The 26164-nt window shown below is 73.1% G+C and carries 27 protein-coding genes; 15 read left to right on the top strand and 12 right to left on the bottom strand.

Going from position 1 to position 26164, the window contains the following annotated elements:
• Positions 1 to 3 precede the first annotated feature (3 nt).
• The 3 genes from ACLQ3K_RS24235 to rfbD are packed head-to-tail and all read right to left on the bottom strand — an operon-like array spanning position 4 to position 2915.
• The gene (locus tag ACLQ3K_RS24235) at positions 4 to 1107 is read right to left on the bottom strand and encodes a sugar phosphate nucleotidyltransferase (RefSeq protein ID WP_224647205.1); all 1104 of its coding nucleotides are present in this window, start codon (positions 1105 to 1107) and stop codon (positions 4 to 6) included.
• Positions 1107 to 2009, bottom strand: coding sequence for a glycosyltransferase family 2 protein (locus ACLQ3K_RS24230; RefSeq protein WP_426001981.1), 903 nt, complete (start codon positions 2007 to 2009; stop codon positions 1107 to 1109). The genes ACLQ3K_RS24235 and ACLQ3K_RS24230 overlap by 1 nt, the downstream gene beginning before the upstream one ends.
• Before the next feature lie 9 nt (positions 2010 to 2018).
• Positions 2019 to 2915: a dTDP-4-dehydrorhamnose reductase gene (rfbD, locus tag ACLQ3K_RS24225; protein WP_426001980.1), complete on the bottom strand. Its 897-nt coding sequence runs from the start codon at positions 2913 to 2915 to the stop codon at positions 2019 to 2021.
• A gap of 123 nt (positions 2916 to 3038) precedes the next feature.
• Between rfbD and ACLQ3K_RS24220 the strand changes: the two genes are divergently transcribed.
• Together ACLQ3K_RS24220 and ACLQ3K_RS24215 are read left to right on the top strand one after the other, a co-directional pair.
• Positions 3039 to 4787: an LCP family protein gene (locus ACLQ3K_RS24220; protein ID WP_426001979.1), complete on the top strand. Its 1749-nt coding sequence runs from the start codon at positions 3039 to 3041 to the stop codon at positions 4785 to 4787.
• Complete coding sequence (locus ACLQ3K_RS24215; protein ID WP_114514669.1) at positions 4775 to 5476, top strand: TIGR03089 family protein; 702 nt, start codon at positions 4775 to 4777, stop codon at positions 5474 to 5476. The genes ACLQ3K_RS24220 and ACLQ3K_RS24215 overlap by 13 nt, the downstream gene beginning before the upstream one ends.
• Positions 5477 to 5480: 4 nt before the next feature.
• Here the strand turns inward: ACLQ3K_RS24215 and ACLQ3K_RS24210 are convergent, their stop codons facing one another.
• The 6 genes from ACLQ3K_RS24210 to ACLQ3K_RS24185 form a co-directional block, all read right to left on the bottom strand.
• Positions 5481 to 6092: an AMIN-like domain-containing (lipo)protein gene (locus ACLQ3K_RS24210; protein ID WP_426001978.1), complete on the bottom strand. Its 612-nt coding sequence runs from the start codon at positions 6090 to 6092 to the stop codon at positions 5481 to 5483.
• A 98-nt stretch (positions 6093 to 6190) separates the two neighbouring features.
• Positions 6191 to 7351, bottom strand: a complete 1161-nt coding sequence (locus ACLQ3K_RS24205) for an acyl-CoA dehydrogenase (RefSeq protein WP_426001977.1) — start codon at positions 7349 to 7351, stop codon at positions 6191 to 6193.
• A 142-nt stretch (positions 7352 to 7493) separates the two neighbouring features.
• Positions 7494 to 8234: a hypothetical protein gene (locus ACLQ3K_RS24200; RefSeq protein ID WP_426001976.1), complete on the bottom strand. Its 741-nt coding sequence runs from the start codon at positions 8232 to 8234 to the stop codon at positions 7494 to 7496.
• Positions 8231 to 8887 carry a dihydrofolate reductase family protein gene (locus ACLQ3K_RS24195; RefSeq protein WP_426001975.1) on the bottom strand — a complete coding sequence of 219 codons (657 nt, stop codon included), beginning with the start codon at positions 8885 to 8887 and terminating at the stop codon, positions 8231 to 8233. The genes ACLQ3K_RS24200 and ACLQ3K_RS24195 overlap by 4 nt, the downstream gene beginning before the upstream one ends.
• 20 nt (positions 8888 to 8907) lie before the next feature.
• The gene (gene purE / locus ACLQ3K_RS24190; protein ID WP_224647218.1) at positions 8908 to 9414 is read right to left on the bottom strand and encodes a 5-(carboxyamino)imidazole ribonucleotide mutase; all 507 of its coding nucleotides are present in this window, start codon (positions 9412 to 9414) and stop codon (positions 8908 to 8910) included.
• On the bottom strand, positions 9407 to 10591 hold the full coding sequence (locus ACLQ3K_RS24185) for a 5-(carboxyamino)imidazole ribonucleotide synthase (RefSeq protein WP_426002000.1): 1185 nt from the start codon (positions 10589 to 10591) through the stop codon (positions 9407 to 9409). The genes purE and ACLQ3K_RS24185 overlap by 8 nt, the downstream gene beginning before the upstream one ends.
• A gap of 216 nt (positions 10592 to 10807) precedes the next feature.
• Here ACLQ3K_RS24185 and ACLQ3K_RS24180 point away from each other — a divergent pair, with 216 nt between their 5' ends.
• Together ACLQ3K_RS24180 and ACLQ3K_RS24175 are read left to right on the top strand one after the other, a co-directional pair.
• A complete protein-coding gene (locus ACLQ3K_RS24180) occupies positions 10808 to 11293 on the top strand; it encodes a GtrA family protein (RefSeq protein WP_255603464.1) in 486 nt (161 codons plus the stop codon).
• Between the two features lie 11 nt (positions 11294 to 11304).
• Positions 11305 to 12606, top strand: a complete 1302-nt coding sequence (locus ACLQ3K_RS24175; RefSeq protein ID WP_426001974.1) for a sensor histidine kinase — start codon at positions 11305 to 11307, stop codon at positions 12604 to 12606.
• Between the two features lie 10 nt (positions 12607 to 12616).
• On the opposite strand, the gene ACLQ3K_RS24170 is transcribed toward ACLQ3K_RS24175, so the two are convergent.
• The 3 genes from ACLQ3K_RS24170 to ACLQ3K_RS24160 are packed head-to-tail and all read right to left on the bottom strand — an operon-like array spanning position 12617 to position 14681.
• Positions 12617 to 13306, bottom strand: a complete 690-nt coding sequence (locus ACLQ3K_RS24170) for a response regulator transcription factor (RefSeq protein WP_426001973.1) — start codon at positions 13304 to 13306, stop codon at positions 12617 to 12619.
• Complete coding sequence (locus ACLQ3K_RS24165; RefSeq protein ID WP_426001972.1) at positions 13303 to 13872, bottom strand: PH domain-containing protein; 570 nt, start codon at positions 13870 to 13872, stop codon at positions 13303 to 13305. Before ACLQ3K_RS24165 ends, ACLQ3K_RS24170 begins: the two co-directional genes overlap by 4 nt.
• Before the next feature lie 2 nt (positions 13873 to 13874).
• Entirely contained in the window at positions 13875 to 14681 is an 807-nt protein-coding gene (locus ACLQ3K_RS24160; protein ID WP_426001971.1) for a biotin--[acetyl-CoA-carboxylase] ligase, read from the bottom strand.
• A gap of 61 nt (positions 14682 to 14742) precedes the next feature.
• Between ACLQ3K_RS24160 and ACLQ3K_RS24155 the strand changes: the two genes are divergently transcribed.
• The 11 genes from ACLQ3K_RS24155 (at position 14743) to ACLQ3K_RS24105 (ending at position 26163) form a co-directional block, all read left to right on the top strand.
• The gene (locus tag ACLQ3K_RS24155; RefSeq protein WP_426001970.1) at positions 14743 to 16395 is read left to right on the top strand and encodes an acyl-CoA carboxylase subunit beta; all 1653 of its coding nucleotides are present in this window, start codon (positions 14743 to 14745) and stop codon (positions 16393 to 16395) included.
• A complete protein-coding gene (locus ACLQ3K_RS24150) occupies positions 16392 to 16664 on the top strand; it encodes an acyl-CoA carboxylase epsilon subunit (protein ID WP_336671165.1) in 273 nt (90 codons plus the stop codon). The genes ACLQ3K_RS24155 and ACLQ3K_RS24150 overlap by 4 nt, the downstream gene beginning before the upstream one ends.
• A 20-nt stretch (positions 16665 to 16684) precedes the next feature.
• The gene (locus ACLQ3K_RS24145; protein ID WP_426001999.1) at positions 16685 to 17314 is read left to right on the top strand and encodes a Maf family protein; all 630 of its coding nucleotides are present in this window, start codon (positions 16685 to 16687) and stop codon (positions 17312 to 17314) included.
• Positions 17315 to 17579: 265 nt separating this feature from the next.
• On the top strand, positions 17580 to 18821 hold the full coding sequence (locus ACLQ3K_RS24140; RefSeq protein ID WP_426001969.1) for a phthiocerol/phthiodiolone dimycocerosyl transferase family protein: 1242 nt from the start codon (positions 17580 to 17582) through the stop codon (positions 18819 to 18821).
• Between the two features lie 55 nt (positions 18822 to 18876).
• A complete protein-coding gene (locus ACLQ3K_RS24135) occupies positions 18877 to 20163 on the top strand; it encodes a phthiocerol/phthiodiolone dimycocerosyl transferase family protein (protein ID WP_426001968.1) in 1287 nt (428 codons plus the stop codon).
• Complete coding sequence (locus ACLQ3K_RS24130; RefSeq protein WP_426001967.1) at positions 20160 to 20867, top strand: VC0807 family protein; 708 nt, start codon at positions 20160 to 20162, stop codon at positions 20865 to 20867. The genes ACLQ3K_RS24135 and ACLQ3K_RS24130 overlap by 4 nt, the downstream gene beginning before the upstream one ends.
• Before the next feature lies 1 nt (position 20868).
• Positions 20869 to 22251, top strand: coding sequence for a glycosyltransferase (locus tag ACLQ3K_RS24125; protein WP_426001966.1), 1383 nt, complete (start codon positions 20869 to 20871; stop codon positions 22249 to 22251).
• Between the two features lies 1 nt (position 22252).
• On the top strand, positions 22253 to 23500 hold the full coding sequence (locus ACLQ3K_RS24120) for a phthiocerol/phthiodiolone dimycocerosyl transferase family protein (protein ID WP_426001965.1): 1248 nt from the start codon (positions 22253 to 22255) through the stop codon (positions 23498 to 23500).
• Positions 23497 to 24786: a hypothetical protein gene (locus ACLQ3K_RS24115; RefSeq protein WP_426001964.1), complete on the top strand. Its 1290-nt coding sequence runs from the start codon at positions 23497 to 23499 to the stop codon at positions 24784 to 24786. Before ACLQ3K_RS24120 ends, ACLQ3K_RS24115 begins: the two co-directional genes overlap by 4 nt.
• Before the next feature lie 70 nt (positions 24787 to 24856).
• Positions 24857 to 25750, top strand: coding sequence for a sulfurtransferase (locus ACLQ3K_RS24110; protein ID WP_224647245.1), 894 nt, complete (start codon positions 24857 to 24859; stop codon positions 25748 to 25750).
• Positions 25747 to 26163, top strand: a complete 417-nt coding sequence (locus ACLQ3K_RS24105; RefSeq protein ID WP_224647247.1) for a SufE family protein — start codon at positions 25747 to 25749, stop codon at positions 26161 to 26163. Before ACLQ3K_RS24110 ends, ACLQ3K_RS24105 begins: the two co-directional genes overlap by 4 nt.
• Position 26164: the final 1 nt, after the last annotated feature.

Raw genomic sequence — 26164 nt, 5'->3', positions numbered from 1 at the left:
CCCCTATACGTCCGTCGAGAACCGCACGCCGCCGTCGGGCAGCTCGACGCCGGGCCAGACCCGCGCGCCGTGCAGCAGCTCGCAGCGGGCGCCGACGGAGGCACCGTCGCCGATGACGGCCTCGCGGATGCGGGCCCGCGGCCCGATGTGCGCGCCGAAGCCGATGATCGACCGCTCGACGATCGCGCCGGCCTCGATCCGCACCCCGTCGAAGACGACGGCGCCGTCGAGCCGGGCGCCCGCGCCGATCTCCGCGCCGCGCCCCACGACGGACCCGCCGATCACGAGCGCGCCGGGCGCCACGGAGGCGCCGGGGTGGATGAGGCACTCGCCACGACCGCCGTCGAGGGCGGCCGACGGGGCGATGCCGCGGACCAGGTCCGAGCTGCCGGCGACGAAGTCCTCGGGCGTGCCCATGTCGCGCCAGTAGCCGTAGTCGACGTGGCCGTAGAGGCGGCTGCCGCCGTTGAGCAGGGCCGGGAAGACCTCGCGCTCGACCGACACCGGCCGGCCCGCGGGGATCTCCTCGATCACCGAGCGCTTGAAGACGTAGCAGCCGGCGTTGATCTGGTCGGTCGGCGGATCCTGCGTCTTCTCGAGGAAGGCGGTGACCCGGCCGGTGGCGTCCGTCGGCACGCAGCCGAAGGCGCGGGGATCGGGCACGCGCACGAGGTGCATCGTGACGTCGGCGTCCTTCTCGCGGTGCGTCTGCACGACGGCGCGGATGTCGGAGCCGCCGAGCACGTCGCCGTTGAAGACCAGCACGGTGTCGGCCTTCAGCGCGGGCAGCACGTTGCGGATGCCGCCGCCGGTGCCCAGCGGCTCGCTCTCCACCACGTACGAGAGCTCGAGTCCCAGCTCGGTGCCGTCGCCGAAGTACTCCTCGAAGACCTCCGCCTTGAACGAGGTGCCCAGCACCACGCGGCGGATGCCCGCGTCGCGGATGCGCGAGAGCAGGTGGGTGAGGAAGGGCTTGCCCGCCGTGGGCAGCATCGGCTTCGGCGCCGACAGGGTGAGCGGACGCAGGCGAGTGCCCTTGCCGCCCACCAGGATCACGGCCTCCACGTCGCTGAGGTCCACACCGGCGTCCTGATCCACCGAGGTCATCATTCCCCTTTTCGTCTCCGCGTCGCCGCGAGAACACTGATCCGCGAGCGCGCGGCCAGCCCCACCTTCATCGCCGCGCGCAGGGGCGCGGCCGCCGGACCGGGGTGCCGGTCGGCGAAGAACCGGTACGCGGAGGCGTGGTGCGCCGGGAGCATGAGCTCCGGCACCTTCCCGGCCGCGTGGCCCTTGGCGTGCACGATCTCCGCCGTCGGGACGTAGACGTTGCTCCAGCCGGCGCGGGCGAGCCGATCGCCGAAGTCCACGTCCTCCATGTACATGAAGTAGCGGTCGTCGAAGCCGCCGATCTCCGCGAAGGCCTCCGGCCGCACCAGCAGGCAGGAACCGCTGAGCCACCCGGCCTCGCGCTCGGCCACCTCGGCCTGCGACTGCTGGTAGGCCCGCGTCCACGGGTTCGACTTCCAGACGGCGCCGAGCAGCGCGTGCCCGATCCCGAACCGCATGCTGGGCACATTCCGCGCCGAGGGGTAGACGGTGCCGTCGGGGTCGCGGATCAGGGGGCCGAGGCTTCCGGCGCGCGGGTGCCGCGCGGCCGCCTCGATGAGGGCGTCGATCGAGCCCGGGCCGAAGACCACGTCCGGGTTGCTGATCAGTAGGAAGTCGGGGAACGCGGCGTCATCGGCGCGCAGGCGGGCCACGGCGTAGTTGATCGCGCCGCCGTACCCCAGGTTCGCGCCGGTGCGCAGCAGCTCGGCCTCGGGATGGGCGGCCTCGGCGGCCTCGGGGGAACCGTCGACGGAGCCGTTGTCGGCCATCAGCACCCGCGGGACGACCCCGGAGAAGGCACCGTCGATGCTGGTCAGGAAGTTCTCGAGGTGTTCACCCGGCGAATAGGTGACGGTGACCACGGCGAGCGTGGGCAGCGCATTGTCGGTTCCGGGCACGCGGCCAGGCTACCGGGCGGGGTTTGCGGGCGCGTCCAGCGCCCGGTCGAGCGCGTCGCGCCAGTCCGGCAGCGGCGCCAGCCCCCACGCGACCCAGGAGGCGGGAGAGAGCACCGAGTACGCGGGGCGCGGCGCCGGGCGGGGGAACTCCGCCGTGCCGCACGGCGACACCCGCGCGGGATCGGTCCCTGCCCGTTCGAAGACCCCGCGGGCCACGTCGAACCAGGTGGCGGTGCCGCCGCCGGCGGCGTGCAGCACCGCGCCGGGCCGCTCCGGCTCCGCGCCGAGGAGCACCGCGAGGTCGAGCAGCCCCGCTGCCAGGTCCGGGGCGTAGGTCGGCGAGCCCGTCTGGTCGTCGACGACCTTCGGGTCGACGCAGTCGTCGGCGAGCCGCCCCATCGTCCCGACGAAGTCCCGCGCCCAGGCACCGTCGGGCCTGCGCCCCGTGTACACCCAGGCGGTCCGCACCACGACGGTCCGCGGGTCGGCGGCGGCCGCGTTCCGCTCCCCGTCGAGCTTGGTGAGCCCGTAGATGCTTCGCGGTGCCGTCGGGTCGCCCGGCTCCCACGGCCGCGGCGGCACGGGCGCGGGGCCGAAGACGTAGTCGGTCGAGACGTGCACGAGCCGCGCGCCGGTGGCGGCGCATCGCTCGGCGAGCAGCCCCGGGGCGATCGCGTTGAGGGCCGTGGCGGCGCCCGGCTCGGTCTCCGCCGCGTCCACCGCGGTGTGCGCCGCGCAGTTGATCAGCACCGTCGACGGGCCCAGCGCGAGCTCGGCGACGGACTGTGGCGAAGTCACGTCGAGGTCCCCGCGGCCCAGGGCGCGGGTCGCGATTCCCCGCGACGCGGCGCCCGCGACCAGCGCCGACCCCACCTGTCCGGCCGCGCCGGTGATCACCAGTTCCACACCGCGAACGGTACGGGACGGCCGCGTCTGCGGAGTCTTCACATGTCGAGTCGGTACCGTTATGGAGATGTGACCAACCGGGCCGGAGCAGATGGCCCGGTCCCGAACGATGAGGAGTGGTGGGTGTCCGACAGCCCGAGTGGACGCGGCGCGCGCCATTCCCGGAGCGCCGACGCCAAGCGCGCGGCCGCCGAGCGGTCGACCGCGCAGGGTGACGACGCGCGGGGGCGCGGCCGGCGCCGGAGCGTCCGCGCCGAGAACGAGGGCGACGGTGCGCAGCCCCTGCGCGCCCGGCCGGTGCCCCGCGCCGGCGACCTCTCGGTCGACACCCGCGAGCGGCTGCAGCGCAGCGGCAAGGCCCTGATCGCGCTGATCACGGCCATCGTGCTCGTGGTGACGGGCGTCGCCTGGTTCTGGTGGTCCCAGTTCGCCGGCGACATCACTCGCGGCCCCAGCATCGCGGCCAAGCCCGACGGCGCGACGGACATCCTGCTGGTCGGCACGGACTCGCGCACCGACGCCAAGGGCAATCCGCTCACCAAGCAGGAGCTGGCGCGGCTCAACGCGGGCGTCGACGACGGCACCCTGAACACCGACACGATCATCCTCATCCGCATCCCCAACGACGGGAAGTCGGCCACCGCGATCTCGATCCCCCGCGACGCCTACGTCGCGATCCCCGACCAGGGCAAGGGCAAGATCAACTCCGCCTTCGCGGGCGCGGCCAACGTGACCCGCGACAAGGCCATCGCCGACGGCGACGACGAGAAGACGGCCGTGCAGAAGGGCAACGGCGAGGGCCGGAAGGCGCTCATCGAAACCGTCGCGAACCTGACGGGCGTCTCGGTCGACCGGTACGCCGAGATCGGCCTCGTCGGCTTCTCCCGCCTCACGAACGCGGTCGGCGGCGTCGACGTGTGCCTGAAGAAGCCCGTCAACGACCCGTACTCGGGCGCGCGCTTCAAGGCGGGCAAGCAGACGCTCAAAGGCCCGCAGGCGCTGAGCTTCGTGCGCCAGCGTCACGGGCTGCCCCGCGGCGACCTCGACCGCGTCACCCGCCAGCAGGTCTTCATGGCGTCGCTGGCCAGCAAGATCCTCTCCACCGGCACCCTGACCAGCCCCAGCAAGCTCAGCCAGCTGCAGGACGCGCTCTCGACCTCCGTCACCCTCGATCAGGAGTGGGACGTGATGGGCTTCGCGAAGGAGCTGGCGAACCTCTCCGCGGGCAACGTCCAGTTCTCGACGGTCCCCGTGGTCCGCGACGACGGCTGGAGCGACGACGGCCAGCAGTCCGTCGTGGTCGTCGACCCCAAGCAGGTGCAGGCGTACGTCGCGGGCCTCCTCGGCGACAAGCCCGGCACCGCGAAGCCGAAGGCCACCTCGACCAGCTCATCCCCGGCCGTGCCGTCGGTGAACCGCTCCTCGTACACGGTGGACGTGGTGAACGCCGGCACCACGTCGGGCCTCGCGAGCACCGTCTCGACGTTCCTCGGCGGCAAGGGCTTCGCGCAGGGCTCCACGGGCAACGCCTCGTCCACCGAATCCTCCTCCAGCTCCAAGAGCGCCGTGCTCGCGAGCTCGGCGAACGACCAGGGCGCGAAGGCCGTGGCCGCGCTGCTCGGCGGCCTGCCGGTGGTGGCGAGCGGGTCCGTCCAGTCCGGGCACGTCAAGGTGCTGATCCAGGACGGCTACAGCGGCCCGGGCTCGTCGAGCGACTCCGGCTCGGGCTCCGATTCCGCCGCGACGACCACCTCGATCCCGCCGGGCATGACCGAGGCGCTCGACCCCAGCGAGGCGGCGCGCATCAGCTCGCTGCTCAACCGCCCGGGCTTCACCGCCCAGCAGGACGGAGGCGTCCCGTGCGTGGACTGACGGTGACCGACCGGCTGCTCGTGCCGATCGTCCAGGCCGACGGGGCCGCACCCCGGTTCACCTGGTACGACGATGCCGCCGGTGCCCGCATGGGCCTCTCGGCGATCACCCTGGGCAACTGGGCCGCCAAGTGCGGCAACCTGCTGCGCGACCAGTACGGCCTCGGCCCGGGCGACCCCGTCGGGGTGCTGCTGCCGGCGCACTGGCAGACCGCGGGGATCCTGTTCGGCGCCTGGTGGGCCGGCTGCGAGGTCCGCTTCGGCGAGTCCGGCGACGTGACCTTCGCCGCCCCCGACCGCCTCGACGAGGCGGAGGGCGACGAGATCCTCGCCGTCGGCCTCGACGCCTTCGGCCTCGCCGTTCCCGACCTGCCGCCGGGCATCGACGACTACACCACCGAGGTCCGCGTGCACCCCGACGCGTTCACGCCGGGCGGCGCGGGCACCGCGCTCGCGGGCGACGACGCCGAGATCGTGCTGGCCCGCTCCACGGCCCTGGCCGCGTCCGCCGGGTACGCTGCCGGCGACCGGGTGCTCTCCACGCGGGAGTGGCGCACCGTCGACGACCTCTACGACGGCCTGCTCGCGCCCTTCGCGGCCCCGGCCTCGGTCATCCACGTCTCCCACCCCGACCCCGCGAAGCTCACGGACAAGTTCGCGACCGAGAAGGCCACCGCCCGCGTCGCCTGACGCGCTACTGCTGCACGTCGACGACGATGCGCCCCGGCCCCGTCAGCGTGGAATCCGCGTAGCGCTGCGCGTTCCCGGTGAGCTTGAGCGCCACCTGCAGCTGCCCCTCGAACGAGCAGGTGATGATCGCGCGGGAGACCGCGCGCCCCGGCCCGGCGACTGTCCGCTCCCCCGCGTACGCCGCGTTCCCGTCGTCGTCGAAGATCGCCACCGGCTCGACGCGCACCACGAGGTACTCCCCCGGCCCACCGAGCACCGCGCCCGACCCGCAGTCCATCACCGGCCCCGCCTCCCGCGTGACCCGGTACGGCGGCACCGCGCCGGTGAACTCGAGCACCACCCGGTCGGCGCCGTCGCGGGCGCCGGTGCGCAGGTCCTTCAGCATCGTCGTGGTGGGCCCCGCGGAGGCGCTCGTGCTCGTCGTCGTCCCGGGACTCGTGCTCGTCACCGTGGTCCCCGGGCTCGACGGTGCCGCCCCGGTCACCGTCGTGACCGACGACGGGCGCGCGATGCCCGACGGTGCCGTGACCGGCCCGTCCTGGCCGCACGCGGTCAGCGCCGCCCCCAGCACCACCGCCGTCGCCCCCGACAGCGCTCGTGTCGTCCTCGAATGCACGTCCACCCCTCTCGTCCGGTCCAGGCTATGCAGGGATCGGTCGGGAGGGGCGGATCGTTATCGAACCGTGGGCGAGCCGGTACCGGCCCGCGGGCGGGTCAGCGGAGCAGCTGGCGCGACATGACCATGCGCTGCACCTGGTTGGTGCCCTCGTAGATCTGGGTGATCTTGGCGTCGCGCATCATGCGCTCGACCGGGAAGTCGCGGGTGTAGCCGGCTCCGCCGAGCAACTGCACGGCGTCGGTGGTGACGTCCATCGCGACGTCGGAGGCGAAGCACTTCGACGCGGAGCTGATGAAGCCGAGGTTCTTCTCGCCGCGCTCGGCGCGGGCGGCGGCGGTGTAGACCATGAGGCGCGCGGCCTCGAGGCGCATCGCCATGTCGGCGACCATGAACTGGACGCCCTGGAACTCGGAGATGGACTTGCCGAACTGCTTGCGGTCCTTGATGTACTCGATCGCGACGTCGAGCGCGCCCTGGGCGATGCCGACGGCCTGCGCGCCGATGGTCGGGCGGGTGTGGTCGAGGGTCTGCAGCGCGGTCTTGAAGCCGGTGCCCTCCTCGCCGATCATGCGCATCGCGGGGATGCGGCACTCCTCGAAGGCCAGCTCGGCGGTGGGGCTGCCCTTGATGCCCAGCTTGTGCTCGTAGCCGGTGACGGAGAAGCCGGGGTCGTCCTTGTGCACGATGAAGGAGCTGATGCCGTTGGCGCCCTTCTCGGGGTCGGTGACGGCCATGACGGTGTACCAGGTGGACTTGCCGCCGTTGGTGATCCAGCACTTGGAGCCGTTGAGGACCCACTCGTCGCCGTCCTTGCGGGCGCGGGTGCGCATCGACGCGGCGTCGGAGCCGGCCTCGCGCTCGGACAGGGCGTAGGAGGCCATGGCGTCGCCGCTGGCGAGCGACGGCAGCACGTGCTGCTTGAGCTCCTCGGAGCCGTTGAGGATCAGGCCCATGGTGCCGAGCTTGTTCACGGCGGGGATCAGCGAGGAGCTGCCGCAGACGCGGGCGACCTCTTCGATGACGATGCAGGTGGCGACGGAGTCCGCGCCCTGGCCCTCGTACTCCTCGGGCACGTGGATGGCGTTGAAGCCGCTGGCGACCAGCGCGTCGAGCGCCTCCTGCGGGAACCGCTCCTTCTCGTCGACGTCCTTGGCGTGCGGCGCGATGTCGCGCTCGGCGAGCGCCCGGATGGCGGCGCGCAGTTCCTCGTGCTCCTCGGGGAGCTGGAACAGGTCGAAGTCGGGGTTGCCAGCCATGAGGCCTCCATCAGCGTCTACGTGTTAGGTCCGCGCTGATTGTATCCATGCCGGTCCGACGGTCAGTTAGTCGCACGTAACCAGCATTCGGGCCAGTGGTTGTTCCCGGGAACAATCAGCGAGCGTTTCCGCTCCTGTCCCGTTACAGCAGTGCACACACGACCTCGCGCATCGGATGATTCGCGGGGACCGCCGAATTTTCGAAGTGCTCCAGCAACGACTCGAGCTCCGCGACATGCCACAACCTCGTCCGTGCGGCGACCTCCAGGCGGTGAATCTGGTCGAAGTCGGGCAGATTCCACTCCTCCTTAAGCCTGGACTTCGCCCCGTCTCGGAAGTCCACGCACCGAGACTCGTGGTCGAGCCACAGGTACCGCACGGCCACCAGTCCCCGGCTGAAGGGCTTCAGCCAACAGCCCATCGGGTAGCAGAACATCTGCGCACCGTAGGTGGGGTGCAGACCCGAAGGACACGCATCCGGATGCCCGTTCCAGCTGGCGGTCCGCTTCTTCACTTCGACTGCCACTAGTGGATCACCACTGACGGCGCCGTCCGGGTCGTCGAGACGCCGCCTGGAGACGAAGAGGTCGGGGCCACTGCTGCCGAATGTCTGGACCCGATGGGTTCCAACCTGGAGGTCAGCTCGGCTTTTGAGGAGGTATAGCCACCCCTCCTCCCTGCCCAATCCTGTCTTCTCCAGCAGGAAGTCGATCATCACGTCGGCCGCCGACCCAACGGCTGATGCCATCGCCGTTGTCAGGTCCGACTCGCGCCGAACACCACTGGCCAACCGCCCCTTGATTGCGTCGTCGAGGTAACCGCGGTCGAACCCGTGCTGATAGAACGCAGCCGGGTCTCTTAGATCGGCAGGCTCGATCGTCATCGCGGCAGGCGGGTGAAGACGCGGTGCACGACGCCGGCGGCGGGGCTCACCGTCGACTCGATCGAGAACCTCTCCTGCACGCCCTCGAGCCCGTCCCACAGACGCTCGCCGCGGCCGAGCACGATCGGCACCTCGACGAGGTGCAGGTGGTCGACGAGGTCGGCGGCGAGGAACTCACGCACCGTCGCCACGCCGCCGCCGATGCGGATGTCCTTCTCTCCCGCGATCTCCCGGGCAGCGGCGACGGCCTCGGCGGGCGAGGCGTCGAGGAACCGGAACTCCACGCCGTCCTCCGTGGCGAACGTCGGCCGCGGGTTGCTCGTGAGCACGATGATCGGCGTGGTGAACGGCGTCTGCTCGCCCCACCAGCCGCGCCAGGACTCGTCGGCGAGCACCTCGGGCGTCGGCGCGAACTTGCCCCGGCCCATGATCTCCACGCCGATGCCCTCGTCCCAGGCCTCGGCGAAGGCGTCGTCGACGCCGCGCGCCGCGCTGGTCAGCCCGTGGATCGCGGCGCCCCGTCGCGTGCCGAAGAACCACTCCATGAGCGACCCGCCGGCATGCCCGAAGGGCGCGTCCACGCTCTGGCCCGCGCCGGTGCCGAAGCCGTCGAGAGAGATCGCGAAGTTGTGCACCCGCACCTGACCCGTCATGCGGATCAGGCTAGCCGCCATCAGCCCTCGAGGAGCTTCTTCCGCAGCGCCTCGTCCTTGGCCAGCACCATCTTCTCGAGGTCCGCCTGGAAGGCGGCCATCCGTGACCGGAGAGCGGGGTCGGCGGCGCCGAGGATGCGCACGGCCAGGAGGCCGGCGTTGCGGGCGCCGCCCACGGACACCGTCGCCACGGGGATGCCGGCGGGCATCTGCACGATCGACAGCAGCGAGTCCATGCCGTCGAGGTGCTTGAGCGGCACCGGCACGCCGATCACCGGCAGCGGCGTCGCGGAGGCCACCATGCCCGGCAGGTGCGCGGCGCCGCCGGCGCCGGCGATGATCACCTCGACGCCCCGGTCCGCGGCGCCCTTCGCGTAGTCGAGCATCCGCTGCGGGGTGCGGTGCGCCGAGACCACGCCCACCTCGAACCGGATCCCGAACTCGGCGAGCGCCTCGGCGGCGGCCTCCATCGTCGGCCAGTCCGAGTCGCTGCCCATGATCAATCCGACGCGGGGTCCGTCAGCCATGCTCGCTCCATCCATCGGTCCACTCCGCGGTCGCCATCCAGTGCGCCGCGCGTTCCGCCCGCTCCCGCAGCTCCGCTACGTAATCGGGATCGTTCCGGTCGCCGTCGAGATCACCGACCAGGTTCACGTGCCCCACCTTGCGGTCTGGCCGCCCCTCCTTGCCGTACATGTGCACGTGCGCCTCGGGCATCCGGGCCATGAGGTGGTGCAGCCGCTCGTCGACGCCCATCTCGGGCTCCGACGGTGCGCCGAGCACGTTCGCCATCACGGTGAGCGGCGCGGTCGCGGCCGTGTCCCCCAGCGGGTAGTCGAGCACCGCCCGCAGGTGCTGCTCGAACTGGCTGGTGACGCTGCCGTTCATCGACCAGTGGCCGGAGTTGTGGGGACGCATCGCGAGCTCGTTGACCAGCATCTCGCCCGACGGGGTCTGGAACAGCTCGACCGCCATCACGCCGACGACGCCCAGCTCGTTCGCGAGCCGCAGCGCGAGCGACTCGGCGAAGGAGGACTCCTCGTCGGAAAGGTTCGGTGCGGGCGCCAGCACGACGGCGCACTGCCCGTTCCGCTGCACCGTCTCCACGACGGGCCAGGTCGCCCCTTGCCCGAAGGGCGAGCGCGCGACCATCGCCGACAGCTCCCGGGCCAGCTCGACCCGCTGCTCGGCGAGCAGCTGCACCCCGGCCGCGAGCTGCTGCTCCGTGACCTCCAGCGCCTCGTCCAGCGCGTCCGGCAGCCACACGCCGCGGCCGTCGTAGCCTCCCCGCACGGCCTTGAGCACGACGGCACCGTCGAACCGCTCCCAGAAGGCCTCGACGTCGGCGACGGTGGCGATCTCCGCGAAGCCCGGCACGGGCGCGCCGAGCTCGGCCAGACGGTGCCGCATCGCAAGCTTGTCCTGCGCGTACAGCAGCGCCTGCGGCGGCGGGTTGACGGTCACGCCCTCGGCCTGCAGCTGCAGCAGGTGCTCGGTGGGCACACCCTCGTGGTCGAAGGTCAGCGCATGCGCGCCGGTCGCGACGCGGCGCAGGTCCTCGATCCGGTCGTGGTCGCCGAGCACCACGTCGGCGCACACCTGGGGCGCGGGCTCGTCGGGGGCGGCGGCCAGGACGCGCAGGGACTGCCCCAGCGCGATCGCGGCCTGATGGGTCATGCGGGCCAGCTGACCTCCGCCGACCATGGCCACCACGGGCCGCGACCGGCGCGGTTGAACATCACTCACCGCTCCATAATCGCAGGTCCACGCCGCCGCGGGGGCGCCCGGCACGGCGCACGCCCCCGGTACCGACCGCGTCACACTCTCCGCGGTACTATTCACGGTTCCGTTAGAGTGGCGCACGTGGCTTTCATCGAGGCGATTCTGGATCGCACCCCGGCACCGCTCCGCGGTCTCGTTATGCAGCACCACGAGCTGATCAAGTTCGCCATCGTGGGCAGCACGACGGCGGTCTTCGACCTCGCCATCTTCTACGGCCTCGTGCTCACCGTGCTGGACGAGAAGCCGACCGTCGCCAAGATCTTCTCCGGCGTCTGCGCCGTGATCCTCTCCTACATCCTCAACAGCGAGTGGAGCTTCAAGCACCGCGGCGGCCGCGAGAAGCACCACGAGGCGCTGCTCTTCTTCGCGATCTCGGGCATCGGCGTGCTCATCATGGCCGCCCCCATCTTCATCGCGAACAACTTCTTCAACCTGCGCGCCACCGACTCGAAGACCACGCTGATCATCGTCGACTTCGTGCTCAACTACATCGTCGGCAACCTGCTGCAGATGGCCTTCCGGTTCTGGGCGCTGCGCCGCTACGCCTTCCCCGAGGACATGCGCGACGCCCCGGTCGAGGAGTCGATCCCCGACGACGAGACCAGCGCTTCCACCGAGCGCTGAGCCTCCCGGGCGTGCGGCACCGGATCCTCCGCTCGACCATCGCGGTCGTCGCGGTCACCGGCCTCTTCCTGGGCCTCCCGCTCATGTTCTACACGTGGCGCTGGCTCGACGACGCGGCCCGCACCGACCTCCAGCACCGGCTGCAGCGCGCCTCGTCCGCGATCCTGCTCCAGGAGCAGAGCACCGGCGTGACCGATGAGCCGCCGGTCGAGGCGCTCCGGCTGCTGGTCCCCTCCGACGGCCGCCTCGTGCTCACCTACACCGACCGGACCGGGGCCCCGCGCGAGCTCGCCGTCGGCAGCGGCCCGATCGAGCACGCCATGGTCGAGGGCACCTCGCTGGGCGACGCGGGGATGCTGCGGATCGAGCAGGACTACGCCGGCGTGCGCGACGGCCAGTTCCGGGCGCTCAGCGTCGAGCTGATCGTCATGGTGCTGTCGCTGACCGCGGGCGTCGTCGTCGCGGCGGTCACCGCGAGCCGCGTCGCCGACCCCGTGCAGGAGGTCGCCGAGCGCGCGCAGCGCCTCGCGAACGGCGATTTCCGGCCCGACCCGCACCGGCACGGCATCGAGGAGCTCGACCGCGTGCTCGACGTGCTCGACACCGCGACGGTGGAGATCGCCGACCGGCTGCAGCGCGAGCGGCAGATCGTCGGCGACGTCTCGCACCAGCTGCGCAGCCGCCTCACCGCCATCCACATCCGCCTCGACGAGCTCACCCTGCACCCCGACCCCGAGGTGGTCACCGAGGCGCGGGCCGCCCTCGACCAGGTCGACCGGCTCACCTCGTCCGTCGGCGACATGGTCAAGATGTCGCGGGCCGAGCGATCGCCGCAGGGCACCGTCGACGTGCGGGCCGAGCTCGCGCCCCTGCTGGCCGACCTCGCCCCGTCGTTCGACCGGGCCGGGAGGCGCCTCACGGTGCTCCCGCCCGACGGTCCGCCGCTCCCCGCCCGGGCCACCGCGACGCGGGTGCGGGAGGCGACCGCGGTGCTCGTCGACAACGCGCTGGTGCACGGCCGCGGCGAGGTCGTCGTGCGGCTCGGCTCGGTCGGCGCGCACACCGTGCTGGTCACGGTCACCGACGAGGGCTCCGGCATCTCCGACGGTGACGCCCAGCGCATCTTCCGGCGGGGCTACTCCGTGGGCGACGGGACCGGGGTCGGCCTGGCGCTCGCCCGCGCCTTCGTCGAGGCCGACGGGGGCCGCCTCCAGCTGCAGAGCCGCAAGCCGACGGCCTTCGCGATCTTCCTGCCCGCGGCCGCACCCGACGTGCAGCCCGAGCCGCCCGCCCGCGAGCCCGAGCCCCGCTGACCGAGCGGGACTACTCCGCGTCGAACCGGAAGCCGACGCCGCGGACGGTGACGATGCGCCGCTGGGCCGCGCCGGTGTCGTCGCCGATCTTCCGGCGCAGCCAGGAGATGTGCATGTCGAGGGTCTTGGATCCGCGCAGGTCGGAATCGCCCCAGACGTCGGCGAGGATCTCCTCGCGGGTGAGCAGCCGGCCGGCGTGCTCCATGAGGAAGCGCAGCAGCTCGAACTCCTTGTTGGCGAGGGCCACGTCGGCCCCGTCGACGGTGACCCGCCGCGCGGTCGAGTCCAGCCGGATGCCGCCGGCCTCCACCACCTCGGGCGCGTCCTGCGCGGGCGCGCTGCGCCGCAGCAGGGCGCGGGTGCGGGCCATCAGCTCGAACATGCGGAAGGGCTTGCCCACGTAGTCGTCGGCGCCCGCGTCGAGGCCCACCACGAAGTCCATCTCGTCGGTGCGGGCGGTCAGCATGAGGACCGCCAGCTCGGGGCGGGCGGCGCGCACCTCGCGGCACACCTCCAGCCCGTCCAGCTCGGGCAGCCCGAGGTCGAGGATGAGCAGCGCGTACTCCTCGTCGAGCGCACGCCGGAGCGCGTCGGTGCCCGTACCCGCCACCTCCACCTCGTAGCCCTCGCGCGACAGCGCGCGGGCCAGGGGTGAGGCGATCGCCTCGTCGTCCTCGGCCAGGAGCACCCGCGTCGTCATGACCGCCGAGAGTACTCCGCCGAGCCGTCGTCGCGACCCCGGTAGTCGTCCGCGTCGTCGAGCGCGTCGTCGAGCGCGTCGTCGAGCGCGTCGACGATGAGCGCATGGGTCGCGGCGATCCTCGGCACGTCGGGGAAGTCGAGCGGGTCCTCCCCCGCCGACTCGACGGTGAGCACGCCGCTGCGCAGCGCGCGGTCGACGAGCCGCTGGTGGTACTGCACCGAGTTGATGCGGCGCAGCGGGATGTCGATGCCGCGGCGCCGCACGATGCCCGAGCGGAACATGATCCGCAGGTCGGTGACCACGAGATGGGTCGCCCGCCAGACCGCCCACGGGCGCGCCGTGAACCAGCCGACGATGAGGACCCACACGACGACGACCGCGAGCAGCAGCCAGTCGGGCAGCGCACCGTCGAGCTTCGCGCGGCTGAGCAGGCCCAGCGCGACGCCGGCGGCGGCGCACGCGGCGAACAGCACGAGGACCGGCACGATCATCCGGGTGGCGTGCGGCCGGGTGTGCAGCAGGATCCGCTCGTCGTCGACGAGGGCCTTCGCCGGGAATCCCATTCTCAAGCCGGTCGCAGGTGGGTGACGTCGCCGGCGGAGAGCACGTGCCGCTTGCCGGCCGCGTCCTGCACCACGATGCGGCCCTCGGCGTCGACGTCGACGGCGGTGCCGCGCAGCACCTCGTCGGCGGGGAGCGAGACCGTCACCTCCTGCCCGACGGTGACGCAGGCGGCCAGGTAGTCGGCCCGGGCGGCGGCGGGGTTGTCGGTCCAGGCGGTCAGCCCGGCGTCGAGATGCCGCAGGTAGGCGATCGCCAGCGCGGTGCGGTCGGGGTCCTCCGCGCCGGCCAGCTGGAGCGACGTGGCCGTCTCGACCGGCAGGTCGGCCTCGGCCAGCGTGGTGTTGAGGCCCGTGCCGATCACGGCGACGAGGTTCCCGCCGGGCGCGGTCGCCAGCTCGGAGAGGATGCCGGCGGTCTTGCCGCCGCGCCCCCCGGGCTCGGCCTCGAGCAGCACGTCGTTCGGCCACTTGAGGCCGGCGCGCAGGCCGGTCACCTCGCGCACCGCGGCGACGGCGGCGACGCCGGTGACCAGCGAGAGCCAGCCCGCGCGGGGCGCCGCGGCGGTGGGCACGGCCACGGTCACGGAGATCGGCAGGAAGCTTCCGGCGGGCGCGGACCACAGCCGCTGGTGCCGGCCGCGGCCGGCGGTCTGCACGTCGGCGATGAGCACGCGGCCGGGCTCGTCGCCCGCGCGGACGCCGTCCGCGAGATCGGCGTTGGTGGAGCCGGTGCTGGGCACCACCGACACCTGGTGCCAGCGCGTGCCGCGCACGGCTGCGGCGATCGCGGACTGATCGGGGAGCACCACGACGTCCTCCTTCTATGGGCAGTGCGGTTCGGAATCGACTCTATTGGTTAGAGTCGGGTCCATGACGAGTGCCTCCACCACCGACGGCGCCTCCGGCGGCAACACCGCTGACGCCGAGCCCAGCATCCACACGACGGCCGGCAAGCTGGCCGCCTTCCGCAAGAAGGACGCCGAGGCGCTCGCCCCGATGGGCCCGGCGGCGATCGACAAGGTGCACGAGAAGGGCCGGCTCACGGCCCGCGAGCGCGTGCTCGCGCTGCTCGACGAGGGCTCGTTCGTGGAGCTGGACAAGCTGGCGCAGCACCGGTCCACCAACTTCGGCATGGCCGCGCGCCGCCCCATCGGCGACGGCGTGGTGGCGGGCTACGGCACCATCGACGGCCGCGAGGTGTGCGTCTTCAGCCAGGATTCGACCGTCTTCGGCGGCTCGCTCGGCGAGGTCTACGGCGAGAAGATCGTCAAGGTCATGGACCTGGCCACCAAGACCGGCCGCCCGCTGGTCGGCATCATCGACGGTGCCGGCGCGCGCATCCAGGAGGGCGTCGTCTCGCTCGCCCTGTACTCGCAGATCTTCTTCCGCAACACGCAGGCGTCGGGCGTCATCCCGCAGATCTCCGTGGTGATGGGCGCGGCCGCCGGCGGCCACGTCTACTCCCCCGCGCTCACCGACTTCGTGGTGATGGTCGATCACGAGAGCCAGATGTTCATCACCGGCCCGGACGTCATCAAGTCCGTGACCGGCGAGGAGGTCACCAAGGAGGAGCTGGGCGGCGCCCAGACCCACATGACCAAGTCGGGCACCGCTCACTACGTCGCGTCGGGCGAGCAGGACGCGCTGGACTACGTCCGCGAGCTGCTCACCTACCTGCCGTCGAACAACCGCGCCGAGGCCCCGCGCTTCGTCCCGACCGACCCGCTCACGGGCTCGATCGAGGACTCGGTCAACGACGAGGACCGCGAGCTGGACACGCTGATCCCGGATTCGCCGAACCAGCCCTACGACATGCACGAGGTCATCCGCCGCCTGCTCGACGACGACGAGTTCCTCGAGATCCAGCCGCAGCGCGCGATGAACATCATCGTGGGCTTCGGCCGCATCGACGGCCGCAGCGTCGGCATCGTCGCGAACCAGCCCACCCAGCTGGCCGGCTGCCTCGACATCGACGCCTCGGAGAAGGCCGCCCGCTTCGTGCGCTTCTGCGACGCCTTCAACATCCCCATCGTCACCCTGGTCGACGTGCCCGGCTTCCTGCCCGGCACCGGCCAGGAGTACGACGGCATCATCCGCCGCGGCGCGAAGCTGCTCTACGCCTACGGCGAGGCCACCGTCCCGAAGATCACCGTGGTCACCCGCAAGGCGTACGGCGGCGCGTACTGCGTGATGGGCAGCAAGGACATGGGCGCCGACATCAACCTCGCGTGGCCAACCGCCCAGTTCGCGGTGATGGGCGCGGGCGGCGCCGTCGGCTTCGTCTACCGCAAGGAGCTCGCGGAGGCCGCCGACAAGGGCGAGGACGTCGAGGCCCTGCGCCTGAAGCTGCAGGAGGAGTACGAGGACACCCTGGTCAACCCGTACGTGGCGGCCGAGCGCGGCTACGTCGACGCGGTGATCCCGCCCTCGCACACCCGCGGCCAGATCGTCACGGCGCTGAACATGCTGGAGCGCAAGGTCGTCGCCACCCTGCCCAAGAAGCACGGGAACATCCCGCTGTGAGCGCCGAGCAGAAGCCGGTCGAGGCCAGCGCCACCGACGTCGAGAAGCTGAAGGCGGCCATCCGGTTCGAGAAGGGCAACCCGTCGGCCGCGGACGTCGCCGCCGTCGTCGCGGTGCTCGCCGCGGCCACCGGCTCGGCGCCGCAGTCCGGCCCGGAGGGCCCGAAGTCGCTGTGGGGCCAGAACCGCGACCGCATGCGGCCGCAGTACTTCAACGGCCCCAACGCCTTCACCAGCCAGACGCCGGTGTTCTGGACCAAGGGGTCCTGATCCCCGCTCCCGTGCGGCTCGTGCTCGCGTCGGCCTCGCCGGCGCGGCTGTCGGTGCTCCGCGCCGCGGGCACGTCGCCGCTGGTCTCCGTGTCGCAGGTCGACGAGGACGCGATCCTCGCCGGCCTGGGCCCGGACGTCGCGCACGAGGACGCCGTCGCCGCGCTCGCGCGGGCCAAGGCGCAGGACGTGGTCGGACGGATCCTCGCCGAGGAGCCGCTGCCCGGCCGCGCCGTGATGATCGGCTGCGATTCGATGCTCTCGATCGACGGGGAGCTGGTCGGTAAGCCGCACACCCCCGAGGTCGCGGCGGCGCGCTGGCGCGCGATGCGCGGCCGCACGGGTCGCCTCCTCACGGGGCACTGCGCGATCCTCCTCGACGACGGTGCCGTGGCCGGCGAGGCCGGCGGCACCCGCGCGACGACGCTGCGGTTCGGCGCACCGTCGGACGCGGAGATCGAGGCGTACGTCGCGACGGGCGAACCCCTGCAGGTGGCCGGCGCTTTCACGCTCGACGGCCTCGGCGGCTGGTTCGTCGAGGGCATCGACGGCGACCCGAGCTCCGTCATCGGCATCTCCCTGCCGCTGACTCGGCAGCTGCTGACCGAGTTGGGCGTGTCCCCGGTCGCCCTGTGGTCGGACCGAGCCTGATCTTCGCCATCACGGACGTGGTGGACCTCACAGGATTCTCGATCCAAATTCCGTAAGCATTGCGTTAACTCCCCGCAATCAGCGCGTTTCCGCAGCTGAGAACCACTGTCGAAGCTTCAATCGCGTACACCGTTCGAGCTGCAAGAACACCGAAGCAATCGCCCACCACAATGTTCACCAACCCTGGTCAAGGGTCCGGGAGCGTGACGAGCGACACCACTACTTCGCCTCGCGAAAGGAATGGACGTCGTTTTAGCGTCATCCCATGACCACGACGCTCCGCCCCCTCGCCTCCTCCGAGATCGGCTTCGTGGGCCCGCACCCCACCACGTGCGCCTTCGAGCTGACCGTGCGCGGCCCGCTGGACTCCGAGGCGCTCACCCACGCCTTCGCCGCGCTGCGCGCCGAGCACCCCGCACTCGACGCCGCCGTCGCGCCCGCGGGTGACGGCTACGCCTTCGTCGCCCCCGCGGGCGGCGCCGCCCGCACCGACGGCCCCGGCGCGCCGCTCGTCGACCCCGCCACGGCCCTGGCCCGCCTGCACGTCACCTCGTTCGACGACCGGCACCGCATCGCGCTCGCCGTCAACCACGCCCTCGCCGACGGCACGCACCTCTACGCACTGCTGCGCCGGCTCTGGTCGCACTACACCGCGCTCGTGCGCACCGGCGCCACGGACATCGGGGCGCCGCAGCCGTTCCCGGGCTCGGCGCAGCGGGTCCTCGCCGACCTCGACGTCCCCAAGGTCAGCACCGGCCGCGCCCGGCTCGACGGTGCGCGGTGGTACGGCAGCGCGCCCATCCTCGGCCCGCGCGGCGGCGACGCCGTGCTCCCCGAGACGATCTCGCTGCGCTTCTCCCCCGAGACCACCGCGGGGCTCCTCGCCGCCGCCGAGGGCATCGGCCTGAACGCCCTGCTCTCCGGCATCCTGCTCACCGCGGAGCGGGCCGGCTTCCTGGGCGAGGACCCCGCCGCACCCGTCCGGGTCGGCGCGATGACCCTCGTCGATCTCCGCCGCCGGGTGCGCCCGCTGCTCGACCCGACCGAGGTGACAAACTTCGTCGGCGCCTCGTACGCGGCGCCCGAGCTCACGTCCGCCTCCGACCCCGCCGCCGTGGGCGACGAGCTCGCCCGCACCGTCCGCCGGGACGTCCGGGGCGGCCGCGCGCTCACGGCGCTGGCGATCGCGGCCGCGGCGGGCGAGGCGCCCGAGCCCCCGGTCGTGCTCAGCAACCTGGGTCCGATCGACGTGGAGCTCCCCGACGGCCTGGTCGCGGAGGACCTGCGCCCGATCCTGTCGATGGACTCCGCCGCCCTGCACGTGCCCGACGGTCCGCGTCGCCCGTCCCCGTCGGCGACGATCCACCAGATCTCGACCTTCCGCGGCCGCCTCGGGATCGAGGCGATCACCCTGGGCGGCACCGCCTCCGCCGACGCCCGCGCCGCCGTCGCCGACCGCATCGACGCCCTGGTCCACGCCGCGGCCCGCCGGGCACCCGCCGCCTGACGCCCCGCACCGCCGCCGTCCACGCCGAACCCGCCGTCCAGAACAGGAGCCGCACATGCAGAACCACCGCGCACTCACCTTCTCCGAGGCCTCCTTCGTCCGCCCCACCTCCCGGGAGGTGATCGGCACGTCGTTCGAGCTGCGCGGCACGGTCGACGGCACCGCGCTGCGCTCCGCGTTCACGGCCCTGCTGGAGGAGTACCCCGTGCTCGCGGCCCGCATCGTGGACGTCAAGGGCCGCCCGCACTTCGCCCCGGGCGACGCCGCCGTCGCCGCCGCGATCGGCTTCCGCGACACCACGGCGCCGTGGACCGGCTACGAGCAGACGCCTCCGTGGTTCGTCGGCTCCGAGCAGCTGGCGGCGCTGTCGCTCACCGGGATCGGCGATCGGTACCGGCTCACCCTGTGGGCGAGCCACGCCGCGACGGACGGCTCCGGCATCGTCGCGATCGCCGCCCGGCTGTTCGAGCTGTACACCGCGCTGGCAAGCGGAGCGACGCCGATCATCCGGCGCGCCAACGATTTCCCCGCCGAGCCGCACCTGGTGATGGCGGCGCGCGGCCACCTCCCCGAGGAGCTGGATTACGAGGAGCGGCTGGCGGGCACGGTCTGGCACGGCGCGGTCCCGGCGGAGTTCCCCGACGAGCCCGGGCCCGACGTCGACGACGCACTGCGGGTCCGGTTCACCGCCGGCGAGAGCGCGGCGCTCGACGCCGCCGCCCGCTCCCACGGGGTCTCGTCCCACGCGCTGGTCAGCGGCCTCATCGCCCGCGCCGAGCTCGCCGAGTGCGCGGAGGACTCCACCGTCGCCCTCCTGACGCCGGTCGACTTCCGCAGCCGCATCACGCCGCCGATCCCCCTGCGCTCGGTCACCGCGCTGTGCGGCTTCTCCTACGTCGCCGTCGGCGACGGCCCGACCGCCGAGATCGCGCGCACCGTCTCCGATCGGATCCGCTCCGACGTGCGCGACGGGACCGTGCTGCGGACCGCGGTGAGCCCGATGCCCGACGCGCGGACCCGGCGCCACGGCCCGCCCGTGCTCATCAGCAACCTCGGCGAGGTCCCGGCACCCGTCGTGCCCGTCGGGCTCGAGGTGCTCGACTTCCACGCGCAGATCGTCCGGAGCGCCGGCGGGATCCGCGAGTACGCCGCTGGCCACACCGGCACGGGCGTCCCGGCCTCGCCGATCGGCACCTCGTACCTGGTCTCCGCCTTCGGCGGGCGGCTCTCGATCGAGCTGCGCGTCCTGCCCGGCACGCTCGACGCGCAGACCCGTCTCCGCCTCCTCGACCGCATCGCCGACGGTGCGCACGCCCTGTTCGAGATCGGCACCGCGGCATGACGGTCCCCCTCGCCGACACCGAGTCGCCGCCGGCCCCGCCGGTGGCGCTGCTGGTCGACGTCGGCCTGCAGCTGGGCGTGTACTTCGCGCTGCGCTACCTGGTCGGCGCGGGGCAGCTCGTCGCGCTCGTCACCGGCACCGCGCTGGTGGCGGTCCGCATCCTGGCCCGGTCGATCGTGCGCCGGGCGGCCGACCCGCTGGAGCTGTTCACGCTCACGCTGCTCGCCTGCTCGATCACCGCGGCCGCGATCTCGGGCAGCCCGCGCGTGATCCTGTTGGTGGAGACGGCCATCGGGGGTCTCATGGCGGTCGCGATCGCCGCCGGCCTGGTGCTGCGGCGGCGCGCGGTCGCCACGCTGATGATGCGGCTCTCGGTGCGCGGCGACGCGGCGCGGGCCCAGCAGTGGAACCGGCGCGTGCGCACCGAGCGGCCCTGCGTCCGGGCGATCGGCGCCGTCGACCCGCTGTGGCTCGTCGCGGTCGTCATCAGCACCACCGCCTCGATCAGCGCGGCGCTGGGCCTGCCCATCGACTACGCGGTGGTCGCCTGCCAGGTGATCCCCCTGCTGGTCGCCGTCCCCGTGCTCCCGCTCACGCTGCTCCTCCTGCGCCCGGTCCGGGCTGCGCTCGCCGGCGCCGCCGACGAGGGCGTCGTCCGGGCTTCTCGAACCGAGCTCCACCCGACCGTCGAAAGGACGAACTGACATGAAGGTCTGCATCCTCGCCATGGGGAGCCGCGGCGACGTCCAGCCGACGATCGCGATCGGGCTCGCGCTCCGCGCCCGCGGGCACGAGGTGACCATCGCCGCCATGGGCGATCCGCTGGTGCGGCTCATCCGCTCCGCGGGCCTGGACGCCCACCGGCTCAACGACTTCGTGCCGGACTACGACGACGACTACCGCGACGTGATCCACCGCCCCGTCGAGCGGATGCGGGCCTACGGCCGCTGGCTGGTGCGCAACATCGCCACCATCTCCCGGGAGACCGAGACCGTGTGCCGCGACGCCGACGTGGTGCTGACCCATTCGGACGCCGTCGATTTCGCGCTGCCGATCACCCGCCGCAGCGGCGCGACGATCATCAGCTACCGGTTCTTCCCCGGCACCACCAACAGCGTCTACCCGATGACCCAGTACACCCCCGCGGGCCTGACCAGCGACGTGCTGTCGCGGTCGCCGCGCATGGTCAAGCGCGCGACCTGGGCGCTCGGTGACTCCTTCACCTGGACGCACGTGCGGGCCGCGGTGAACTTCCACCGGATGTCGGTGGGCGAGGCGCCGTACCGCTCGCGGCGCGCGAAGAACCGCGACGCCAACGAGATCGTCGACCTGCAGCTCTACGACCCCGCCCTCACCCCGGACCTGGTCCCCGAGTTCAGCCGGACGCGGCCGATGCTCGGCTTCCTCGAGGTCCCCGCCGACGCCTGGCTCCGCCAGGGCGAGCAGAAGCGCACCGACGCCGACCTCATGGCCTGGCTCGAGGACGGCGACGCCCCGATCTACTGGGGCTTCGGCAGCATGCGAATCGCGGACCCGGACGGCATGGCACGCACCTTCGCCCGCGTCTGCGCCGAGCGCGGCCGCCGCGGCCTCATCGTCGCCGGCTGGAGCGATCTGGTCGGCGCCGACCTCGGCGACCACGTCCAGGTCGTCGACGAGGTGGTGCACGCGGAGGTGCTGCCGCACTGCGCCGCCGCCGTGCACCACGGCGGGGCGGGCACGACGGCCGCGTCGCTGCGCGCCGGGCTGCCCACGCTGATCTGCCCGGTACTCGCGGACCAGCCCTTCTGGGGCGCGCGGGTCACCGACCTCGGCGTCGGCGCCTGCCTGCCGATGCGCAATCTCACCGCGGAGCGCCTGCACGCGGCCTTCGACCTGCTGCTCGATCCGGCCACCCGCCGTCGGGCGCAGCGCATCTCGTCGCTCATCGACCTCGGCGACATCCCCGCGCGCCGGGCCGCGACGATCATCGAGTCGATCGCGGAGGACGACGGCGTGGACGTGCGCACCGTCGCGGCCGTGACGGCGCCCGACACCGTCGACTTCGACGCCGCCGACGTGGTCTCCCTCGCCGGGCTGGAGGTGTGAGATGTCCCGACGAGCCCTGACCCCGCTCGAGATCCCCTACGTGCTGACGGGGACCACCTCCAGCGGCAGCTTCACCGTCCGCGGCCCGATCGACGCTGGCCGCCTGGCCCGCGCCTACGCCGCGCTCCGCCGGGAGTACCCCGTCCTCGCGGGCCGGATCGAGCCCCACGCCTTCGGTTTCGACCTCGTCGCGCCCGACGCCGCGCCCGACGAGGAGTCCGCGCCGATCCAGGTCGAGCTGCGCGCGTTCGCGCCCGGCGACGTGCGGCTCGGCGTCGACGCCGAGCGGGCGATCGCGGCGGTGCAGCTCGTCTCCGACGGCGACCTGCACCGCGTCACGCTCGGGGTGAGCCACGCCGTCGCCGACGGCGCGCACGCCCTGTACCTGAATCTGCGCCTGTGGGAGCTGTACTCGGGCGCCGAGCCCGCGGAACCCGCCGGGCTCCCCGCCGCCCCGACCGAGCTGGCGGACCGCCTCGCGGCGGGCGCGCCGCCCGCGCCGTCCGTCGTCGACGTCCACCCCACCGCGACGGTGCCCTCGCCGGCCGATGTCGACGCCGGAGACTTCGCCTTCGAGCGGATCCGCCTCGACGCGGCCTCCACCGACGCCCTGCGCCGCCGCGCCAAGGAGGCCGGCCTGAGCCTGCACGGCCTGCTGGCGGGCATCATCGTCGCCGCGGAGCGCGCCGAGCTCGACCGGCCCGGCGACGAGGCGGTGCCCCTCGCCGTCTTCAGCCCCGTCGACCTCCGGGCCCGCGCCGAGCCCGCCGTCCCGGCCGCAGCGGTCACGAACTTCGCCGGCTCGTCCACGGTGCCGGTGGCCGTGCGCGGCGACACCTCCCCCGAGGCGATCGGCCGCGCCGTCCTGGAGGGGCTGCGCGCCGACCTCGCCGACGGCACCGTCGCCGCCGCCCTCACCGGCGCCGCCCCGGTGACCGTGACCGGCGGGGTTCCCGTGCGGCTGAGCAACATCGGGGCGATCCCGGCACCGGCGACCCCGGAGGGCGTGACCGCGCTCGACTTCCACACCAGCTCCGAGGTCGACATCGAGCGGGTCCGCGCGCTGGTGCGGGGCGCCCCGCCCGAGGCGCTGGCGCCGCTCGTCGGCCTGCACCACCACGCCCTCACCTTCGACGGACGGCTGTCGATCGAGCTGCGGCACGCGCCCGGCACGCTCGCGCCCGACGCCGCCCGCCGCATCCGGGACCGGATCGAGTCCGGTCTCGTCGGCGCCGGGGCCGCCGCATGACGGCCGACCTGCTGGCGTTCGTCGACCAGGGCGCGGCCTCGGGCACCCGCGCGACCGGGCGCAACTCGCTCATCCAGGTGACCTGGATCTACGACGACGGCGTCGACCTCGCCGGGCTCGAGCGGTTCCGCACCGCGCTCACCGGCGGGCTGCTGGGCCGCCGGATCGCCCACTCGCCGCTGCCCTTCGGCCGGGACCGCTGGGTCGCGACCACCGCCGCGCCGCGGATCGCCGTGGAGGCGGCACCGCGCCCGCGGGAGGCGATCGACGGCTGGCTCGACGAGCGCGCCGCCGCCCCGATCGACCCGTGGTCGGGGCCGGGCTGGCACCTGGGCGTGCTGCCACTGACCGACGGCGGATCCGCCGTGACCCTGGTGGTCTCGCACGTCCTCGCCGACGGGGTGGGCACCGCGACCGCCGTCGCGGAGGCCGCATCGGGCGCCGTCCGCGACCTGCCCTACCCCCGCGAGGCGACCACCCCGCTGCGGGCCGTCCGCCGTGACGCCGCCCTGGTCGCGCGCGAGCTCCCCGCCGCGGCGCGGGCAGCGGCGGCCGCGGCCCGCCTGGCGCGGGGCCGCCTCGAGCACACCGGCACCGCTTCGACCGGCCCCGCGCCGGCGCACCCCGTCGGGCCGGACCGCTGGGCCGTCGCGCACCTCGACCGCGCGGCGCTCGCGGCGCGGGCCGAGGAATCCGGGGGCACCGAATCGACCCTGCTGTTCCGGTCCGCCGCGCGGATCGCCGCCGAACTCGGCTGGATCCGGCCCGACGGGCAGGCCGTGCTCGGCCTGTCCGTGAACCGGCGCGAGGACGGCGACCTGCGTGGCAACGCGATCGTCGACGCCGAGCTCCTCGTCGATCCGGCCACGGGCCCCGATGGGATCGTCGCCCTGCGGGCGGACGTCAAGGGCGTACTCGGCGCGCTGCCCGACGCCGGTCGCTACGACGCCTTCGGCCCGCTGCTGACCCTGCTGCCCCGTCGCACGCTGGCCTCGCTCATCGACGCCCCCGCCGATCCGGCGCACCCGGTGACGACGTGCGCCGGCGTCGGCGCCCTGCCCGCGCCCGTCCGCGCGCCCGACGGCACCCCCTCCGACCGCGCGTGGTTCCGCCTCGCCTGGTCCGCGCTCCCCGGCCGGATCGCGCCGCCGCGCCCGCCGTACCTCTACGTGGGATGGACGGGCACCGAGGCGGAGACCTCGTTGTTCGTCGCGAGCAATCTCGCGGCCGCCGCGGACCTGCAGGGCGTCGTCGAGCGGTCGCTGCCCGAGTACGCGGACCACTGAGTGCGGGAACACGCCGCCGCCCGGGGTCGCCGCGGGGCGCCCGGGCGGCCTGGGGGCTAGGCTTGCGGACGTGGCTATCGAGACCGATCCGAGCGCGGAACTGCAGGACTACGCACACCCCGAGCGCCTCGTCACCGCGGACTGGCTGAGCGGGCACCTGGGGGTCCCCGGCCTCAAGGTGATCGAGTCCGACGAGGACGTGCTCCTCTACGACATCGGGCACATCCCGACCGCGCAGAAGGTGGACTGGCACCTGCACCTGAACGACCCGGTGACGCGCGACTACATCACCGGCGAGCAGTTCGCGGAACTCATGCGCGCCAAGGGCATCAGCCGCGACGACACCGTCGTGATCTACGGCGACAAGTCGAACTGGTGGGCCGCGTACGCCCTGTGGGTGTTCACCCTCTTCGGCCACCCGGACGTGCGCCTGCTCGACGGCGGCCGCGACAAGTGGATCAGCGACGCCCGCGACGTCTCGCTCGAGCAGCCGGAGTACCCGCGCAGCGACTACCCCGTCGTCGAGCGCGACGACACGGTGATCCGCGCGTTCGCCGACCAGGTCCGCGCCGACATCGGCACGCGCGCCCTCGTCGACGTGCGCTCGCCGCAGGAGTACACGGGCGAGCGCACCCACATGCCCGACTACCCGGAGGAGGGCGCCCTGCGCGGCGGCCACATCCCCACCGCGGTGTCGATCCCGTGGGCCAAGGCCGCCCGGCAGGACGGCCGGTTCCTCCCCCACGCCGATCTCCTCGAGGTCTACGGCGGCCTCGATCCGCAGGCACCGGTCACGGCCTACTGCCGGATCGGCGAGCGCTCGAGCCACACCTGGTTCGTGCTCACCCACCTCCTCGGCTTCACGGACGTCAAGAACTACGACGGCTCGTGGACCGAGTGGGGCAACACCGTGCGGGCCCCCATCGTGCGCGGCGAGGAGCCCGGCGCCGCGCCCGGCGCATGAGCGCCCTGCCCGCGCCCCTGGCGGAGATCGTCGACGACTTCGCCGGGGTCGGCGAACAGGACCGGCTCGAACTGCTGCTGGAGTTCTCGCGCGAGCTGCCTGAGCTCCCCGAGCACCTGACCGCCGCGGCGATGGAGCCGGTGCCGGAGTGCCAGTCGCCGCTGTTCCTCGACGTCGACGCCTCGGACCCCGAGGCGGTGCGGCTGTACTTCAGCGCGCCGCCGGAGGCCCCGACCACCCGCGGCTTCGCGTCGATCCTGGCGCAGGGCCTCGACGGGCAGCCGGCCGCGGCGATCGTCGCCGTGCCCGACGACTTCCACCACGCCCTCGGCCTCGACTCCGTGGTGAGCCCCTTGCGCCTGCGCGGGATGTCGGCGATGCTGGCCCGCATCAAGCGCCGGCTCGCCGGGTAGC

The sequence above is a fragment of the Tsukamurella sp. DT100 genome (genome assembly GCF_049844855.1).
Lineage (GTDB): Bacteria > Actinomycetota > Actinomycetes > Mycobacteriales > Mycobacteriaceae > Tsukamurella.
The sequence above is the reverse complement of the archived record's forward strand: the minus strand, read 5'-3'. Positions and strand labels throughout refer to the sequence as shown.

Coding starts and splice junctions, on each gene's coding strand:
- ACLQ3K_RS24200 (WP_426001976.1), bottom strand. CDS start 8,234: ATGACGATCGAGCCTGCCGATCTAAGAGACCCGGCTGCGTTCTATCAG.
- ACLQ3K_RS24170 (WP_426001973.1), bottom strand. CDS start 13,306: ATGACGACGCGGGTGCTCCTGGCCGAGGACGACGAGGCGATCGCCTCA.
- ACLQ3K_RS24105 (WP_224647247.1), top strand. CDS start 25,747: ATGAGCGCCCTGCCCGCGCCCCTGGCGGAGATCGTCGACGACTTCGCC.
- ACLQ3K_RS24185 (WP_426002000.1), bottom strand. CDS start 10,591: ATGGTCGGCGGAGGTCAGCTGGCCCGCATGACCCATCAGGCCGCGATC.
- ACLQ3K_RS24130 (WP_426001967.1), top strand. CDS start 20,160: ATGACGGTCCCCCTCGCCGACACCGAGTCGCCGCCGGCCCCGCCGGTG.
- ACLQ3K_RS24180 (WP_255603464.1), top strand. CDS start 10,808: ATGCAGCACCACGAGCTGATCAAGTTCGCCATCGTGGGCAGCACGACG.
- ACLQ3K_RS24120 (WP_426001965.1), top strand. CDS start 22,253: ATGTCCCGACGAGCCCTGACCCCGCTCGAGATCCCCTACGTGCTGACG.
- ACLQ3K_RS24165 (WP_426001972.1), bottom strand. CDS start 13,872: ATGGGATTCCCGGCGAAGGCCCTCGTCGACGACGAGCGGATCCTGCTG.
- ACLQ3K_RS24155 (WP_426001970.1), top strand. CDS start 14,743: ATGACGAGTGCCTCCACCACCGACGGCGCCTCCGGCGGCAACACCGCT.
- ACLQ3K_RS24125 (WP_426001966.1), top strand. CDS start 20,869: ATGAAGGTCTGCATCCTCGCCATGGGGAGCCGCGGCGACGTCCAGCCG.
- ACLQ3K_RS24235 (WP_224647205.1), bottom strand. CDS start 1,107: ATGACCTCGGTGGATCAGGACGCCGGTGTGGACCTCAGCGACGTGGAG.
- ACLQ3K_RS24140 (WP_426001969.1), top strand. CDS start 17,580: ATGACCACGACGCTCCGCCCCCTCGCCTCCTCCGAGATCGGCTTCGTG.
- purE (WP_224647218.1), bottom strand. CDS start 9,414: ATGGCTGACGGACCCCGCGTCGGATTGATCATGGGCAGCGACTCGGAC.
- ACLQ3K_RS24195 (WP_426001975.1), bottom strand. CDS start 8,887: ATGACGGGTCAGGTGCGGGTGCACAACTTCGCGATCTCTCTCGACGGC.
- ACLQ3K_RS24115 (WP_426001964.1), top strand. CDS start 23,497: ATGACGGCCGACCTGCTGGCGTTCGTCGACCAGGGCGCGGCCTCGGGC.
- ACLQ3K_RS24205 (WP_426001977.1), bottom strand. CDS start 7,351: ATGGCTGGCAACCCCGACTTCGACCTGTTCCAGCTCCCCGAGGAGCAC.
- ACLQ3K_RS24135 (WP_426001968.1), top strand. CDS start 18,877: ATGCAGAACCACCGCGCACTCACCTTCTCCGAGGCCTCCTTCGTCCGC.